At 73.1% G+C, this 12,822-nt stretch carries 14 protein-coding genes; 13 read left to right on the top strand and 1 reads right to left on the bottom strand.

Annotated features, from left to right (window positions below):
* Window positions 1-63: 63 nt before the first annotated feature.
* Complete coding sequence (locus tag ABUL08_RS20770) at window positions 64-423, bottom strand: hypothetical protein (RefSeq protein WP_350931603.1); 360 nt, start codon at window positions 421-423, stop codon at window positions 64-66.
* A 345-nt stretch (window positions 424-768) separates the two neighbouring features.
* On the opposite strand from ABUL08_RS20770, the gene ABUL08_RS20765 reads away from it, so the two are divergent.
* The 13 genes from ABUL08_RS20765 to ABUL08_RS20705 all read left to right on the top strand — a co-directional run bounded on the left by ABUL08_RS20765 (window position 769) and on the right by ABUL08_RS20705 (window position 12,805).
* Complete coding sequence (locus tag ABUL08_RS20765; RefSeq protein WP_350931602.1) at window positions 769-1,305, top strand: hypothetical protein; 537 nt, start codon at window positions 769-771, stop codon at window positions 1,303-1,305.
* Window positions 1,305-2,168 (top strand): hypothetical protein, encoded by an 864-nt coding sequence (locus ABUL08_RS20760; RefSeq protein ID WP_377522557.1) that lies wholly within the window; start codon window positions 1,305-1,307, stop codon window positions 2,166-2,168. Before ABUL08_RS20765 ends, ABUL08_RS20760 begins: the two co-directional genes overlap by 1 nt.
* Complete coding sequence (locus ABUL08_RS20755; protein ID WP_350931600.1) at window positions 2,165-2,845, top strand: SAF domain-containing protein; 681 nt, start codon at window positions 2,165-2,167, stop codon at window positions 2,843-2,845. The genes ABUL08_RS20760 and ABUL08_RS20755 overlap by 4 nt, the downstream gene beginning before the upstream one ends.
* A gap of 20 nt (window positions 2,846-2,865) precedes the next feature.
* Window positions 2,866-3,600 carry a MinD/ParA family ATP-binding protein gene (locus ABUL08_RS20750; RefSeq protein WP_350938752.1) on the top strand — a complete coding sequence of 245 codons (735 nt, stop codon included), beginning with the start codon at window positions 2,866-2,868 and terminating at the stop codon, window positions 3,598-3,600.
* Entirely contained in the window at window positions 3,597-4,907 is a 1,311-nt protein-coding gene (locus ABUL08_RS20745; RefSeq protein ID WP_350931599.1) for a CpaF family protein, read from the top strand. Before ABUL08_RS20750 ends, ABUL08_RS20745 begins: the two co-directional genes overlap by 4 nt.
* A gap of 2 nt (window positions 4,908-4,909) precedes the next feature.
* Window positions 4,910-5,752: a type II secretion system F family protein gene (locus tag ABUL08_RS20740; protein ID WP_350938750.1), complete on the top strand. Its 843-nt coding sequence runs from the start codon at window positions 4,910-4,912 to the stop codon at window positions 5,750-5,752.
* The gene (locus ABUL08_RS20735; RefSeq protein WP_350931598.1) at window positions 5,752-6,624 is read left to right on the top strand and encodes a type II secretion system F family protein; all 873 of its coding nucleotides are present in this window, start codon (window positions 5,752-5,754) and stop codon (window positions 6,622-6,624) included. Before ABUL08_RS20740 ends, ABUL08_RS20735 begins: the two co-directional genes overlap by 1 nt.
* Before the next feature lie 45 nt (window positions 6,625-6,669).
* Window positions 6,670-6,858, top strand: a complete 189-nt coding sequence (locus tag ABUL08_RS20730; protein ID WP_091299259.1) for a hypothetical protein — start codon at window positions 6,670-6,672, stop codon at window positions 6,856-6,858.
* A gap of 2 nt (window positions 6,859-6,860) precedes the next feature.
* Window positions 6,861-7,313 carry a TadE/TadG family type IV pilus assembly protein gene (locus ABUL08_RS20725; RefSeq protein ID WP_350931597.1) on the top strand — a complete coding sequence of 151 codons (453 nt, stop codon included), beginning with the start codon at window positions 6,861-6,863 and terminating at the stop codon, window positions 7,311-7,313.
* A gap of 80 nt (window positions 7,314-7,393) precedes the next feature.
* On the top strand, window positions 7,394-7,777 hold the full coding sequence (locus tag ABUL08_RS20720; RefSeq protein ID WP_091445871.1) for a TadE family protein: 384 nt from the start codon (window positions 7,394-7,396) through the stop codon (window positions 7,775-7,777).
* On the top strand, window positions 7,774-8,220 hold the full coding sequence (locus ABUL08_RS20715) for a pilus assembly protein TadG-related protein (RefSeq protein WP_350931595.1): 447 nt from the start codon (window positions 7,774-7,776) through the stop codon (window positions 8,218-8,220). The genes ABUL08_RS20720 and ABUL08_RS20715 overlap by 4 nt, the downstream gene beginning before the upstream one ends.
* Before the next feature lie 29 nt (window positions 8,221-8,249).
* Window positions 8,250-11,615 carry a BTAD domain-containing putative transcriptional regulator gene (locus tag ABUL08_RS20710; protein ID WP_350931594.1) on the top strand — a complete coding sequence of 1,122 codons (3,366 nt, stop codon included), beginning with the start codon at window positions 8,250-8,252 and terminating at the stop codon, window positions 11,613-11,615.
* Window positions 11,612-12,805, top strand: a complete 1,194-nt coding sequence (locus tag ABUL08_RS20705) for a DUF2637 domain-containing protein (RefSeq protein WP_350931593.1) — start codon at window positions 11,612-11,614, stop codon at window positions 12,803-12,805. Before ABUL08_RS20710 ends, ABUL08_RS20705 begins: the two co-directional genes overlap by 4 nt.
* Window positions 12,806-12,822 lie beyond the last annotated feature (17 nt).

The following is a 12,822-nucleotide window of genomic DNA, read 5'->3' as shown; positions in this document are numbered from 1 at the left end:
GGACGAGTCTAGGTGATCGACTGCTCTACGTGAACAAAGAATTCACGTTGAGTCAAGCGGAGATCATCGCGGTATCGAGTCACGTCGTTGGATAGCTGGCGCGCTGGTCCGGTGGCGGCAGCCCTCGGCCAGCGCATTCAGGGCATCGGCCAGCGCGCGCCCCATGTTGGACAAGCGGTAGGCACCTGTGGCGGCGATCACGTCCCAACTGCCGTGCGGTTCCCGCCGCAGGAGTCCAGTCGCCGCGAGCCAGCACAGGTCGGCCCGCAGCGCCTCGCGGGACGCCTCGTCCACGCCACCGAGATCCCCGATCGTGACAGCCGCGCGATCACGCATAGTCACCAGAGTTGCGATGGCGGTGGATCGGCGGGCGAGCTCCTCGGCGAGGTCGGCGGGCTGAGGGCCCTCGGCGATGCGGCTCATGGTGGGCGCTCTCCCTTGACATTTTCCGAGGATTCTAGGGCCTTCAATCCCTGCGGGCATAGTGTCGCGAATCCGACACCGGCTGGTCGGATTGCGTCGAAAGACTCGCATTATCGGTGGCCTCGAGGTGAGCACCTGACGGTAATCACCGGAAGGTAAGCACGTTGCGGTAACCGTGGGGGCCGGGTGTAGAGGTGAGTTCAGGCATCCGTGCGTGCAACTTCCACGACAGCGGGACGGCCCCGCGTCGCTGTGGCCAGGAACCGTCAGGAGGCAGGCCGGCAGATGACGAGCCGTAACAGACAGCGAACTTCCACCGTTCGATCGCGAGGCCGCCGCTCTCGCGTGGCGGGCTCGGCGATCGGCCTGTGCCTGGTGGTCGGCACCGGAGCGTGCGACGCCGGGAACACCGGGCAAGAAACTTCTCCCACCACCTCCGTCACTGTTCCCGCGCCCAGCCAGGATCCGCGCGGCGCCGCCGAAGGCGCAGCGATGGATGCGTACCGCGGTATGTGGGCCGCGTACGCGAAGGCCGGTCTTACCGCCAACCCCGACGAGCCCGACCTCAGCAGGTTCGCCAGCGACGGCGCGCTGAAGACGTTGCGAAACGGGCTGGCCACCTACCGGAGCAAAAAGCAGGTACTCAAGGGCAAGTACGTCCTAGACCCTCAGGCCACCGACGTCGCGCTCAACGCCTCACCTGCGACGGTGACCGTCACCGACTGCATCGACGACAGCGCCTTCCTGGTCTACAACCTGGCGGGCAAGCCGATCAACGACGTGCCCGGGGGCCGGCGGAGCGCGCGGGCAACGGTCACGGACCTCGAGGCCGGCGGCTGGAAGGTCACCAGCTTCGGCGTCCAGGACGTGGGGTCGTGCTGATGCGTCGCACCGCTCGATGCCTGATCGCCGCGGGCGCGGCAGCGATCGTACTGATGACTGGAAGCCTGGAAGCACGTGCTGACGGTGGCATCGGCGGGGTCAGCTGCACCCAGAACCCGTCAGCTCCCGAATGCGAGATCAGCGCCGGCACCCCCGGCGGGTCTGGCGGCTCCACCGGCGGCAACCAAGGCGGCGGGTCCGGTGACGACGGCTCGGGCGGCGGCGGTGGCGACGGCTGCTACTGGGCGCCGGTCGACGTGGGTCTCCCGCCTCCGCCGGGCAAGGGCCCAGAGGGCGGTTGGTATTCGCGGACTTGCGTAGCCAACGGGCTCGGGTCGCAGGAGGTGCCGGTGTGGCTGGACCAGGCGCCGACGGTGAATCTGACGGCGTTGGCGCAGACGGCGCGGTCTCGGCTGCGCCTGCCCTCGCCGCAGATTCACACGAATCCCACCACCGCGCCGTTCGTGCTGGTGCAGGTGCCGGTGTGGCTGTGGGTGGACCCGGTGACGTGGGGGGCTCGGTCGGCGACCGCGTCGGTGCCTGGGGTGTCGGTGACCGCGACCGCGACGCCGACGCAGGTGGTGTGGTCCTTCGGCGACGGCAGCGACGACCTGACGTGCACTGGTCCGGGCAAGCCGTGGAAGCCGGGCACGGACCCGCGGGCGTCGTCGCCGTGCGGGCATACCTACACCTCCTCGTCCGCTGTCGCAGTGGGGGCGGCGTTCCGGCTGCGGGCGACGGTGACGTGGTCGGTCACCTGGTCTGGTGCCGGTAGTGGGGGCACTCTCGCTCCGCTCACGACGACCTCGACGGTGTCTGTGCGGGTGGCGGAGTCCCAGGCGATCGTCGGAGGTGTCCGGTGAGCGTCACGACGGACCGTCCCCGGCCGGGGAGCATCGCCGCTGCAGATCTGCCGCCGGTGTCCACCGGTATGCGGCGGGTGGGGCGGCGCAGCGGCCGGCGTGTGGTCGCCGGCATGGTGCTGGTCTTGGCGACGGTGGTGACGTTTTGGCAGGTGGACCTGCGCCGGCACGCCGATGAGCAGTTCCTCGCCGTCGCGCGGAACGTGGCGGCGGGTCAGGTCATCGCCGACGCGGATGTGCGGGTGGTGCGGGTGGCGAACCCGTCCGGCCTGGACCTGGTCCCGGCCGAGCGGCGCGGCGGGATCGTTGGCCGTTCGGCGGCGGTGCCGCTGGCGGCAGGGAGCCTGCTGGTGTCGGGGCAGGTCGGGCCGGCGGCGTGGCCTGCGGCGGGGCAGGCGGTGATCGCGGTGCCGGTCAAGCCGGGCCGGGCCCCGACGAGCCTGACCGCCGGGTCGCGGGTGGTGGTGCTGGTCGCCCCGCCTGCGGGGGGTGGGCAGCAGGCGCCGCAGCAGAACAGCGGTGTGCGTCGGGCGGTGGCCACGGTCGTGTCCGTGGCGGCGGGCGCGGACCAGGTGGGCACGCAGTTGGTGACGGTGCTGCTCGCCGCGGATGCGGCGGAAGCGGTCGCGGCGGCTCCGGGGGACGTGTCGCTGGTGCAGCTCGGCTCGTCCCAGTGAGACGTGAGGAGGTGCGGGAGATGTTGGTGGTGGTGGCGTCGGTGTCCGGCGCGCCGGGTGCGTCGACGGCCGCGTTGGGGATGGCGGCGTTGTGGCCGGAGCGCCCGGCGTTGCTGGTGGAGGCCGATCCCGGTGGTGGGGTGGTCGCGGCGAGGTTTGGGCTGGCGCAGGAGCCGGGCCTGGCGTCCCTGGCGGCGGCGGCCCGGCACGGTGGGCACGCCGGTGGGGCGGTGCCGTACGTGCAGCAGGTGCCGTTGGGCTTGCACGTCCTCGTCGGGCCGGGTGCGGCCGAGACCGCCGCGGGGGCGGTGTCGGTCCTCGCCGGCCAGGCCGACGCGGTCGCGGGGCTGGCGCCAGCGGTGGTCGCCGATGTGGGCCGCCTCTACGCCAACAGCCCCGCGTGGGGCCTGCTGCGCTCCGCCGACGCGGTCGTGCTGGTCACCTCAGGGTCGACGGAGTACCTGGACCATCTGGACACCCGCCTGCCGGCGCTGCGCGCCGCGGCAAGGTCGGGTGGTGTCGGGCTGGCGGTCTGCGGCCGGTCCGCCTACACCCCGGCGGAGATCAGCGGGCGCCTCGGTGTCCCGGTGTGGGCGCAGCTGCCCACCGACCGGTGGGGTGCGGGCGTCCTCGCCGGGCGGATGACGGGGCGGGCGTGGACACGTACCCGCCTCGCCCAAGCTTTGCGCGCCCTCGCCGCGTCTCTCGCGGCCGGCGGGCGGCCCGCCGGTGCGGCGTTGGAGGTCGTGCGGTGACTGCCCCGACCCTGAACGGCGGCACGACGGCGGCGCCGCCGGAGGTGGTGGCGCGGCTGCGGGCCCGGGTCAGTGACCGCCTTGCCGCGCACGGCGCGCAACTTCCCGACGGCGAGCGGCACGCGGTGATCGCGGGATACATCGCGGAGGAACTCGTCGTCCACGCCCGCGAGGACATCTCCGCTGGCCGTGTCCCGCTCACTCCGCAGGCCGAGGCGGCCTTGGCGCGGGCGTTGCGGGACACCTTCACCGGGCTGGGCGGCTTGCAGAGGTTGATCGACGACCCGCGGGTGGAGGACATCTTCGCCAACGGCTGCGACAACGTGTGGATCCGCACCACTGACGGGCGGGTGCAGCGAGTGCCGCCGGTGGCCGCCTCCGACGACGACCTGGTCGACCTGGTGCGGGTTGCGGCGGCGCGCAGCGGGCAGGAGGAGCGCCGATTCGACCGCGGTTCGCCGGGCCTGTCGCTGCGGCTGCCCGGCGGGCAACGCCTGTTCGCCGTGATGGCGGTGGCGAAACGGCCCTCGCTGTCGATCCGCCGCAACACCCTGCACCGGGTGACCCTGGAGGACCTGCTGCATCGCGGGGAGATCACGGTGGGGTTGCGGGAGCTCATCCGGGCGCTGGTGCGGGCGCGCAAGAACATCGTGATCTGCGGAGGTGTCGGCGTCGGCAAGACCACCATGCTGCGCGCCGCCGCCGGCGCGATTAGCCCGCACGAGCGGATCGTCACCGTCGAGGACGCCTACGAACTCGGTCTTGACGAGGACAGCGACGCGCACCCGAACACCACTGCCCTGCAGCAGCGGGAACCGAACCTGGAAGGCGTCGGTGGCATCGACATGTCCACGATGGTGCGTTGGGGCCTGCGGATGCGCCCGGACCGGGTCATCGTCGGTGAGACCCGCGGCGCCGAGGCCGTACCGATGCTCCTGGCTATGTCGCAGGGCAACGACGGCAGCATGTGCACCCTGCATGCCTCCTCCAGTAAGCAGGCGCTGACCCGGCTGGCCATGTACGTCATGCAGGCGCCGGAGAAGCTGACCTTCGACGCGGCGAACGTGCTCATCGGCCAGGCCGTCGACTTCGTCGTCCACCTGGATGTTGCCACCGACGGCACCCGGGTGGTGTCGTCCATCCGCCAGGTCCTGGAGACCGACGGCACCCAGATTCCCTCCAACGAGATCTACCGCCCTGGCCCGGACCGGCGCGCCGTCCCCGCCGCGCCGATCCGCGCCGACACCCTCGATGAGCTCACGGCCGCCGGCCTCAACCCCGACATCCTCGTCCGGGACCGGTGGTGAGCATGGACCTGCTGCCGATCCTGCTCGGCTTGGGCTGCGCGGCCGGCCTGATCCTCGTCGCCGACGGGCTGCGCCGCCGCCCACCCGGCATCCCGAGCACCCGGACACGGTGGACGTCGGCCGACCGGACCCGGCTCCTCGCGGCCATCGTCGCTGGATTCGCCGCCGCGGCGGCGACCCGTTGGCCGGTCGCGGCGCTGCTGACCGCCGCCGCGGTGTGGGCGCTGCCCCGCGTCCTGGGCCCCGACCGGGAGCACACCCGCGCGATCGCCCGGATCGAGGCGATCGCCACCTGGGCTGAGCTGCTGCGCGACACCCTGTCGTCGGCCGCCGGCCTGGAGCAGGCCATCACCGCCACCGCCCCTGTTACCCCCCAGCCCATCCGCCCCCAGGTGCAGGCCCTCGCGGGGGCGGTGCGCGGCGGTGTGCGGCTGCCCGACGCGCTGCGCGCGTTCGCCGCCGACCTCGCCGACCCCACCGCCGACCTCGTCGTGCGCGCTCTCACGCAGGCCGCCGGCTACCACGGCGGGCAACTGTCCCAGTGCCTGACCAGCCTCGCCGCCACCGCCCGCGAGCTCGCCGGCATCCGGATGCGGGTGGCCACCAAACGGGCCGCGACCCGCACGGCCGCCCGGGTGATCACCGGCACGTCGGTGGCGATGGTCGCCGGGCTGATCCTGCTCAACCGCGGGTTCCTCGCCCCGTACCGCAGCGTCACCGGGCAGCTCGTGCTCCTTGTCGTCGGGGCGGTGTTCGCCGGCGGGTTCTGGTGGCTGGCCCGCGCCTCCCGCGTGCCGCAACCGCCACGGGTGCTCTCGGCCGACCAGCTCGGGCAGGTGGCGTGATGGCCGCTTTCGTGGTGGCGTGCGGCGTCGTCGCCGGGCTCGGACTGGTCCTGGCCGGCACCGGCCTGCATCCCGCCCGCCCCAGCCTCGCTCAGGCCCTCGACGCTCTGCGCCGCACCCCGGCTGCCTCGGAAGAACCGGTGGGGGCCAGGACCCGGCTGCTCGCCGCGCCCCTGCGTGCCCTCGGCCTGCCCCGGCAGCGGATGCGCGCCGACCTCGCCGTACTCGGACGGCCGACCGCCACCCACCTGGCCGACCAGGCCCTCGCGGTCCTCGCCGGCCTGCTGCTGCCCCCGGTCGCGATGGCCGTCCTCGCCTCCGGCGGGGTCAGCTTCGCCGCCGGCATGCCGCTGTGGGCGTCGCTGGCTGGCGCGGCCGGCGGCTGGTGGCTGGCCGAGACCACCGTGCACGCCGAGGCGCAGCGGCGCCGCGACGAGCTGCGCTACGCCCTGTCCGCCGTGCTCGATCTCGTCGTCATCTCCCTCGCCGGCGGCGCCGGTCTCGAACAAGCCCTCGACGACGCCTGCGCCGACACCCACGGCTGGGCCGCCGGACGCCTGAACCGTGCCGTGGCCACCGCCCGGCTGTTGCGCATCCCGCCCTGGCAGGCCCTCGGCCAGCTCGGCGAGGACACCGGCGTCGTCGAACTGCAGGAACTCGCCGCGACGATGAGTCTCGCCGGCACCGAAGGCGCCCGTATCCGCGACTCCCTCACCATCCGCGCCGCCACCCTGCGCGCCCACCAGGCCGCCGCCCTGGAGGCCCGGGCCAACTCCGCCACCGAACGCATGTCTATGCCGGTCATGCTCCTGGCCGCCGCCTACATGCTGTTCCTCCTCTACCCGGCTGTCACCGCCGTGGACAGCTTCTGACCCCGACACACCAGAAGGAGAAACGCCGTGCACCCCAGCAAGCTGATGGCCCTGCTGACCCTGGCACACCTCACCCTCGTCGACCGGGCTCGCCGGCTGCGTGACTCCGGCGACCGGGGCAGCGAGACCACCGAGAAGGTCATGTGGATCGCCCTGCTCGTCACCCTCGTCCTGGCCGTCTACGCCATCTTCCAGGGCAAGATCATCACCAAGATCACCGGAATCAACCTCTAGCCATGCACCGCACGCGACGAGGCAGGCGACGCCGGCTCGGTGGTGACCGCGGGTCGGTCACCACCGAGGTGGTCATCTACGCGCCCCTGCTGTTCCTGCTTGTCCTCGTCGGCGTGCAGTTCGCCCTGTGGGCCCTGGCCCAACTCGGCGTCCAACACGCCGCGAACCACGCCCTGCAGACCACCAGGGTGTCCGGCGGCACCGCCGCCGCCGGCCGTGCCGACGCCGCCACCGTCCTCGACCAGGTCGCGGGGCAGGTCGTCGTCGACCCGCGGGTGTCGGTCACCCGCACCGCCGACACCGCCACGGTGGCCGTGGCCGGCCGGGTGCCCGCCGTCGTGCCGTTCCTGCGCCTGCAGGTCAGCACCCAGGCCAGCGCCCCGGTCGAGCGTTTCCGCCCCTCGACCCTGTCGCTGGCCCCCTCGCCGCCTGGAGTGGAAGGAGACTCGACGTGACCCGCGAGCAGCGCCGCAGCCGACACCCACGCCGCCGGGTGCCTCGGCTGCGGGGAGACCGCGGTTCGGTCAGCGTCGAGATGGCGCTGAGCTACGTACCGCTGATGGTCCTGGCCGCCCTCGCGGTGGTGGCGTGCCTGCGCCTGGCCTCGGCCGCCATCGACGTCAACTCCGCCGCCGCCGCCGCGGCCCGCCAGGCGTCCCTCGCCCACACCCCCGGCGAGGCCCGCGCAGCAGGTGCCGACGGCGCCTCCGCGACCCTGGCTGGGCGGGCCTTCACCTGCCAGCCGTCCAACGTCACCGTCGACGCCGGCGCGTTCGTCCCCGGCGGGCAGGTCAGCGCCACCGTGGCGTGCACCGTCCGCCTCGAAGACCTCTACGGCCTCGGCCTGCCCGGCACCATCACCATCCGCGGCACCTCCCACCAGCCCCTCGACACCTACCGCGGGACAACGGCGCCATGAACCGGCTGAGTACCCGCCTGCGGCAGGCCCGCCACGACGACCGCGGCCAGATCACCCCGTGGACGATCTTCGGCGTCGTTCTCGTCCTCATCCTCGCTGGCCTGGTGCTCGACCTGGGCCTGGGCATGTCGGACAAGGTGCGGCTCCTCGACGTCGCACAGGGCGCCGCCCGGGCAGGCGCCCGCGAGATTGACCTTGCCACCTACCGGGCCACCGGCACTGTCCAGCTCCAGCCCGCCCAGGCCGCCGCAGCCGCGCGGAGCTTCGCCCAACAGGCCGGCGTCGACGGGCAGGTGACCGCGTCCGCCACCCCCACCGCCGTCACCGTCACCATCAGCGGCACCCGGCCCACGCAGCTGCTGCACCTCGTCGGGATCAGCGCCCTGCCGGTGTCCGCGACCGCGACCGCCAGCCCTCTGACCGGCGTCACCGCACCGAACTGACCAGGACCGCCACCCCACCGGGAGCCCCAGTGTTCGCATTCCTCGCCGCCACCGCCCGCCGGCTGGCCGGACTCGGGACCCTGGTGCTGCTCACCGCCGGCGTGCCGTACGCGCTCATCCGATACGTCGGCTGGCCGCTACCCCGCGAGGTCCCCACCTGGCAGGACGTCGGCACCGCCCTCACCTCACCGCTGACCGACGCCATGCTCGGCAACGCCCTCGTCTGCCTGCTCTGGGCGGTGTGGGCAGCGTTCATCTGGTCGCTGATCGCCGAGGTCGCCGAAACCGTTACGGGCATCCGCCTGCCGCAACCCCGAGCCATCGCGCCGGCCCGCGGGCTCGCCGCAATCCTGGTGGCCGCCATCAGCGGCGGCGTCCTCGCCACCGCCGCCCAGGCCGCACCGACCCTCACCCAGCCAGCGCAGGCGACAACCACCCACACCAACGCCACCGCTCCGGCTACGGCTACGGCGACCGCCGTGCCCAGCAGCACCATGCGGCTGGTGACCACGGACGGGCACCACACGCAGGCCTGGCAGGCAGCCGTGTCGACGTCCGCCCTGCCGGACATGAGGGATCCGGTGCCGGCCCGGCTGGTAGCGGGCCACGTAACGCTTGTGTCGTCCGGGCAGACCTACACCTGCGAGGTGCGGCGCGGGGACACCCTGTCGAAGATCGCCCAGCAGTGGCTCGGCGACGCCAACCGGTGGCCGGAGATCTTCGCCCTCAACCGGGGCACCCACTTCCGCGACGTCGGCGGCACCCTCACCAACCCGAACCTGATCTACCCCGGCTGGACCCTCGAACTGCCCGACGACGCCACACCATCCGCCGGCACACCCCGGACCCCGCCACCCGCCGACCCCCCGGCGGCAGGCCCCGAGCAGCCGACACCCGGCACCGCCGCGCCCCCGCCGACACCACCGCGCCAACCCACCCAGCCGCCACCCGACGCGCCGTCCGCGAGACCGTCGACAGGCTCCACCACCCCGGCGCCGCACGACGGTGATGACGGCATAGTCCACGTCCCCTCGCCGCCGGTCTCCACCGCGCCCGCTGAGCAGCCGTCGGCCTCCGGAGGCTCGACGACGCCCCGTCCCTCGGTCGACGGGCAGCAGACACCCGGGCCGCAAACGGAGGCGTCACCCGGTGTCTCACTCGGCACCGGCAGCTGGCTCGACGCCGGGCTCGTTGCCGCGATCCTCGCGGCCGTCGCCCTCGTCTGGGCCCACCGCCGCCGCCGCTACACCCGCCGGCCCGTGTCGGCCGACCTGCGCCTGGACGACCCCGACGTGGCGCCCATGCCGCCCGTGGTGAACCAGATCCGCCGCCGCCTGCGCCACGCCACCACGACCCCCACCGACCCGGCCGGCTACGAAGGTCCGGACGGCGACCTCGGGCTGTTCACCGACCCCGACGGCACCGAAGCACACGACAACACCTCCGTACCGGACGGCCCTGACACCTCCGATCAGGACGCCGGCCTTCTCGACGACGACCGTCTGGAGATCGCCGGGCGGCACGACAAGACCGGCGCCCTCGACGACGCCGGTCTCGACGATGAGGACGACGACGAGAAGTCGGCGCCTGTCGCGAACCTGAGCGCAGGAGACGACACTGCGCTGCGCCCGGTGGTGCCGTCGCTGGCGCACCCGCTCGCCGCGGTCTGGCCGCCCGCCGGCCTGGGGCTCACCGGTCCCGGCGCGGAGGCCGCCGCCCGCGGGTTCATGGCCGCCGCCCTGGCCGCCGGGGGCCTCGATGCACCGGAAGACCGCACCTGGCTGGTCATGCCATCAGCGACCGCGGCGACGCTGCTCGGCGCCGGTGCCGTCGCGCTGCCCCGCACCCCGCGGCTGACCGTCACCGGTGGCCTGGACGAGGCACTCGACCTGCTCGAGGCGCAGACCCTGCACCGCAGCCGCATCGCCTACGCCCACGAGGTCGACACCGCCGCCGAGGCACGCGCGGCGGACCCGACCGGGGAGCCGATGCCGCCAGTCCTGCTGCTGGCCGACGCCGACACCCGCCACCAGCGCACCCGTATCGCCGCGCTCCTCGCCCAGGGCCAGCGCCTTGACATCCACGGCGTGCTGCTGGGCGCATGGCCCGACGGCGACACCGTCGTCGTCGCCGAAGACGGCACCACGAGCCGCGCCCAGGGGGAAGGCTCCCGCCACGGTGGCCACCCGGCCGACATCGGCCGACTGGCCGTCCTCACCCCGTCCGAGACCAGCGACCTGCTCGTCACCCTCGCCGAATCCCACACCGGCCAGCCGCAGGCTCCCGCCCCGATCGAACCCGTCACCACCGCCCAGGCCACGAACGCCGCACCCGATGAGCAACCTCCTCCCGACACCGAGCCGGCGCCACCCGACGTCCCCGTCCGCGAGGGTGACCACCTGCCGGCAACCGGCGCCGAGCCCGTGTCCGCCGCCCCGACAGCAACAGCAAGCAGCGCCAGCAGCGAGACCACCCCAGCCACCCAGACAGCTCCGCCCACCGACGCCCATGCCGGCGGCGCGGACACTGCCCGCGACGGTGCGCCCCCGCCCGCCGTGGAAGAACCGGACACCGACGGCGCGGCCGAGGAAAGCCAGGAGACCAGCCACGGGAGGGTTCAGGTCACCGTACTGGGCACCGCCGCGATCGTCGACGTGCCGCCAGGGCCGACACTGCGCAAGAAATCCCTCGAAGTGCTCGTCTACCTGGCCGTGCACGACGGCGACGCCTCCGCCGAGGCGATCCTCGACGACCTGCTCCCCGACGCTCCCGCCAACAAAGCACCCGGCCGGCTCTACACCTACGTGTCCGACCTGCGCACCATCATGCGCCGCACCGCAGGACGCGGCACCTATCTCACCCACCCCCACCAGCGGTACGTCCTCAACCGCGACGCCGTCGACGTGGACCTGTGGCGCATGCGCGCCACGATCCGCGACGCCAACCAGGCCACCGACCCAACCGAGCGCCTCGCCGCGCTACGCCGCGCGGTCGACACCTACCGCGGACACCTGGCCGACGGCGCCGACTACGAATGGATCGAGCCCTACCGCGAAGCCGTCCGGCAGCAGGCACTTGACGCCTACCTCGCCCTGGTTGATGCCCTCACCGGCAACCCCGCCGAGCAGCTCACCGTCCTGGACGCCGCGATCGGCCACAACCCGTACGCGGAAGAGCTGTACCAGCAGGCGATGCGGGCCCGCGCCGCGCTCGGGCACCTCGACGCCATCCGCAGCCTGCGCCGCGCCCTGACCCGCGCCCTCGGCGAGATCGACGCCGAACCCAGCGACGACACCATCGCCTTGGCCGACGAGTTGGTCGCCCAGGTCCAGCGTCCCGCCCGCCGACCAGACCTGCGGCCGGCGCCCCGGCCCGGTGACGGAGCTGCCGCATGACCGCCACACCGCTACCCCGGCACACCTCCGCCCGTACCCCGGAGGTAGCGGAGGTCGACACGCGGCACCTGATCCGGCTGCGGTGGGCCGTGCGGGCCGTGCTCGCCCTCGGCGTCGCCGCGTCGATCGCGGCGAACGTCCTACACGCCCGGCCGAACCTCATCAGCCAGGTCATCGCCGCGTGGCCGCCGCTGGCACTGCTGCTGACCGTCGAACTCATCTCCCGCGTACCCGCGGACCGCCGCGGCCTGGCCGCCGCCCGGCTGATCGCCGCCGCCGTCATCGCCGGCATCGCCGCCTGGGTGAGTTACTGGCACATGGTCGGCGTCGCCGCCCGATACGGCGAAACTGGCGCCGCCGCCTCCTACCTGCTGCCCATCTCCGTTGACGGGCTCGTCGTCGTAGCCAGCATCAGCCTGGTCGAGATCGCTGGACGGATCCGCACCCCCTCCGTCAGTCAGGTTGGCCGCCTGCAGTCCGCCACCACGCCAACGGAGACGCCGTCCCCGACGGCCGAATCGCCGAGCCTGAGGGCACCGGCCCTCGTATCAGGGCCGCCCCGTGCAGCGCAGACGTTACGAGGCTTCGACGTATCGCCGCCGGAATGGCCGGAGGCTGCGATCCGCGGCGACGAGGGCGAGCATTCGAATGCGGACGCCACCGTGCACGCGCCGACCGATGCGCGCGACACCGAGGAAGTTGCACCTGAGCTGCCGCAGGACGATACACGCGACCACGAGGACGCTCACCTCGTCCAGACCGGTAAGGACGCCATACCGTCCCCGCACACGCCGCCGTTGCGGGGTGCGGACCCCTCACACCACGCCACGGACCGGTCTGGAATCAGCAGGTCCGGCACCACCGGCTCTCCAGGCACGCCGGTCGAGAATCCCGACGAGCAGGACACGGCCAACCCTCCGGGCGCTGCCCAAGAGATTGAGTTGGACTCTGTCGAAGGCCAGGGTCGAAATTCCGACCGGGACGATGGCACAAGCAGCGCAAAGGTGCCGCCCGACACCGCCGGGGCCGTGGCCTACTGGCATCGCCAGGACCCGTCCCTGCACTCAGCCGAGATCGCCACCAGAATCGGCCGGTCCGAGCGCACCGTCCGCCGGTACTGGCCACCCGTGCCGCGAACCGCGAACGGGCACGACACAAGTCGTGTCGCCGAGCAAATTGGCGCCTCGTGACCACCCTCGTGCCTTGG

It is taken from the genome of Micromonospora sp. CCTCC AA 2012012, from assembly GCF_040499845.1.
GTDB classification, from domain to species: Bacteria; Actinomycetota; Actinomycetes; order Mycobacteriales; family Micromonosporaceae; genus Micromonospora; species Micromonospora mangrovi.
This window is presented reverse-complemented; position numbering and strand designations above follow the sequence as displayed.

Excerpts from the sequence above, each read along its gene's own strand:
- ABUL08_RS20705 (WP_350931593.1), top strand. The coding sequence starts at position 11,612 with ATGACCGCCACACCGCTACCCCGGCACACCTCCGCCCGTACCCCGGAG.
- ABUL08_RS20750 (WP_350938752.1), top strand. The coding sequence starts at position 2,866 with ATGTTGGTGGTGGTGGCGTCGGTGTCCGGCGCGCCGGGTGCGTCGACG.
- ABUL08_RS20725 (WP_350931597.1), top strand. The coding sequence starts at position 6,861 with ATGCACCGCACGCGACGAGGCAGGCGACGCCGGCTCGGTGGTGACCGC.
- ABUL08_RS20720 (WP_091445871.1), top strand. The coding sequence starts at position 7,394 with ATGGCGCTGAGCTACGTACCGCTGATGGTCCTGGCCGCCCTCGCGGTG.
- ABUL08_RS20735 (WP_350931598.1), top strand. The coding sequence starts at position 5,752 with ATGGCCGCTTTCGTGGTGGCGTGCGGCGTCGTCGCCGGGCTCGGACTG.
- ABUL08_RS20715 (WP_350931595.1), top strand. The coding sequence starts at position 7,774 with ATGAACCGGCTGAGTACCCGCCTGCGGCAGGCCCGCCACGACGACCGC.
- ABUL08_RS20730 (WP_091299259.1), top strand. The coding sequence starts at position 6,670 with ATGGCCCTGCTGACCCTGGCACACCTCACCCTCGTCGACCGGGCTCGC.
- ABUL08_RS20760 (WP_377522557.1), top strand. The coding sequence starts at position 1,305 with ATGCGTCGCACCGCTCGATGCCTGATCGCCGCGGGCGCGGCAGCGATC.
- ABUL08_RS20740 (WP_350938750.1), top strand. The coding sequence starts at position 4,910 with ATGGACCTGCTGCCGATCCTGCTCGGCTTGGGCTGCGCGGCCGGCCTG.
- ABUL08_RS20770 (WP_350931603.1), bottom strand. The coding sequence starts at position 423 with ATGAGCCGCATCGCCGAGGGCCCTCAGCCCGCCGACCTCGCCGAGGAG.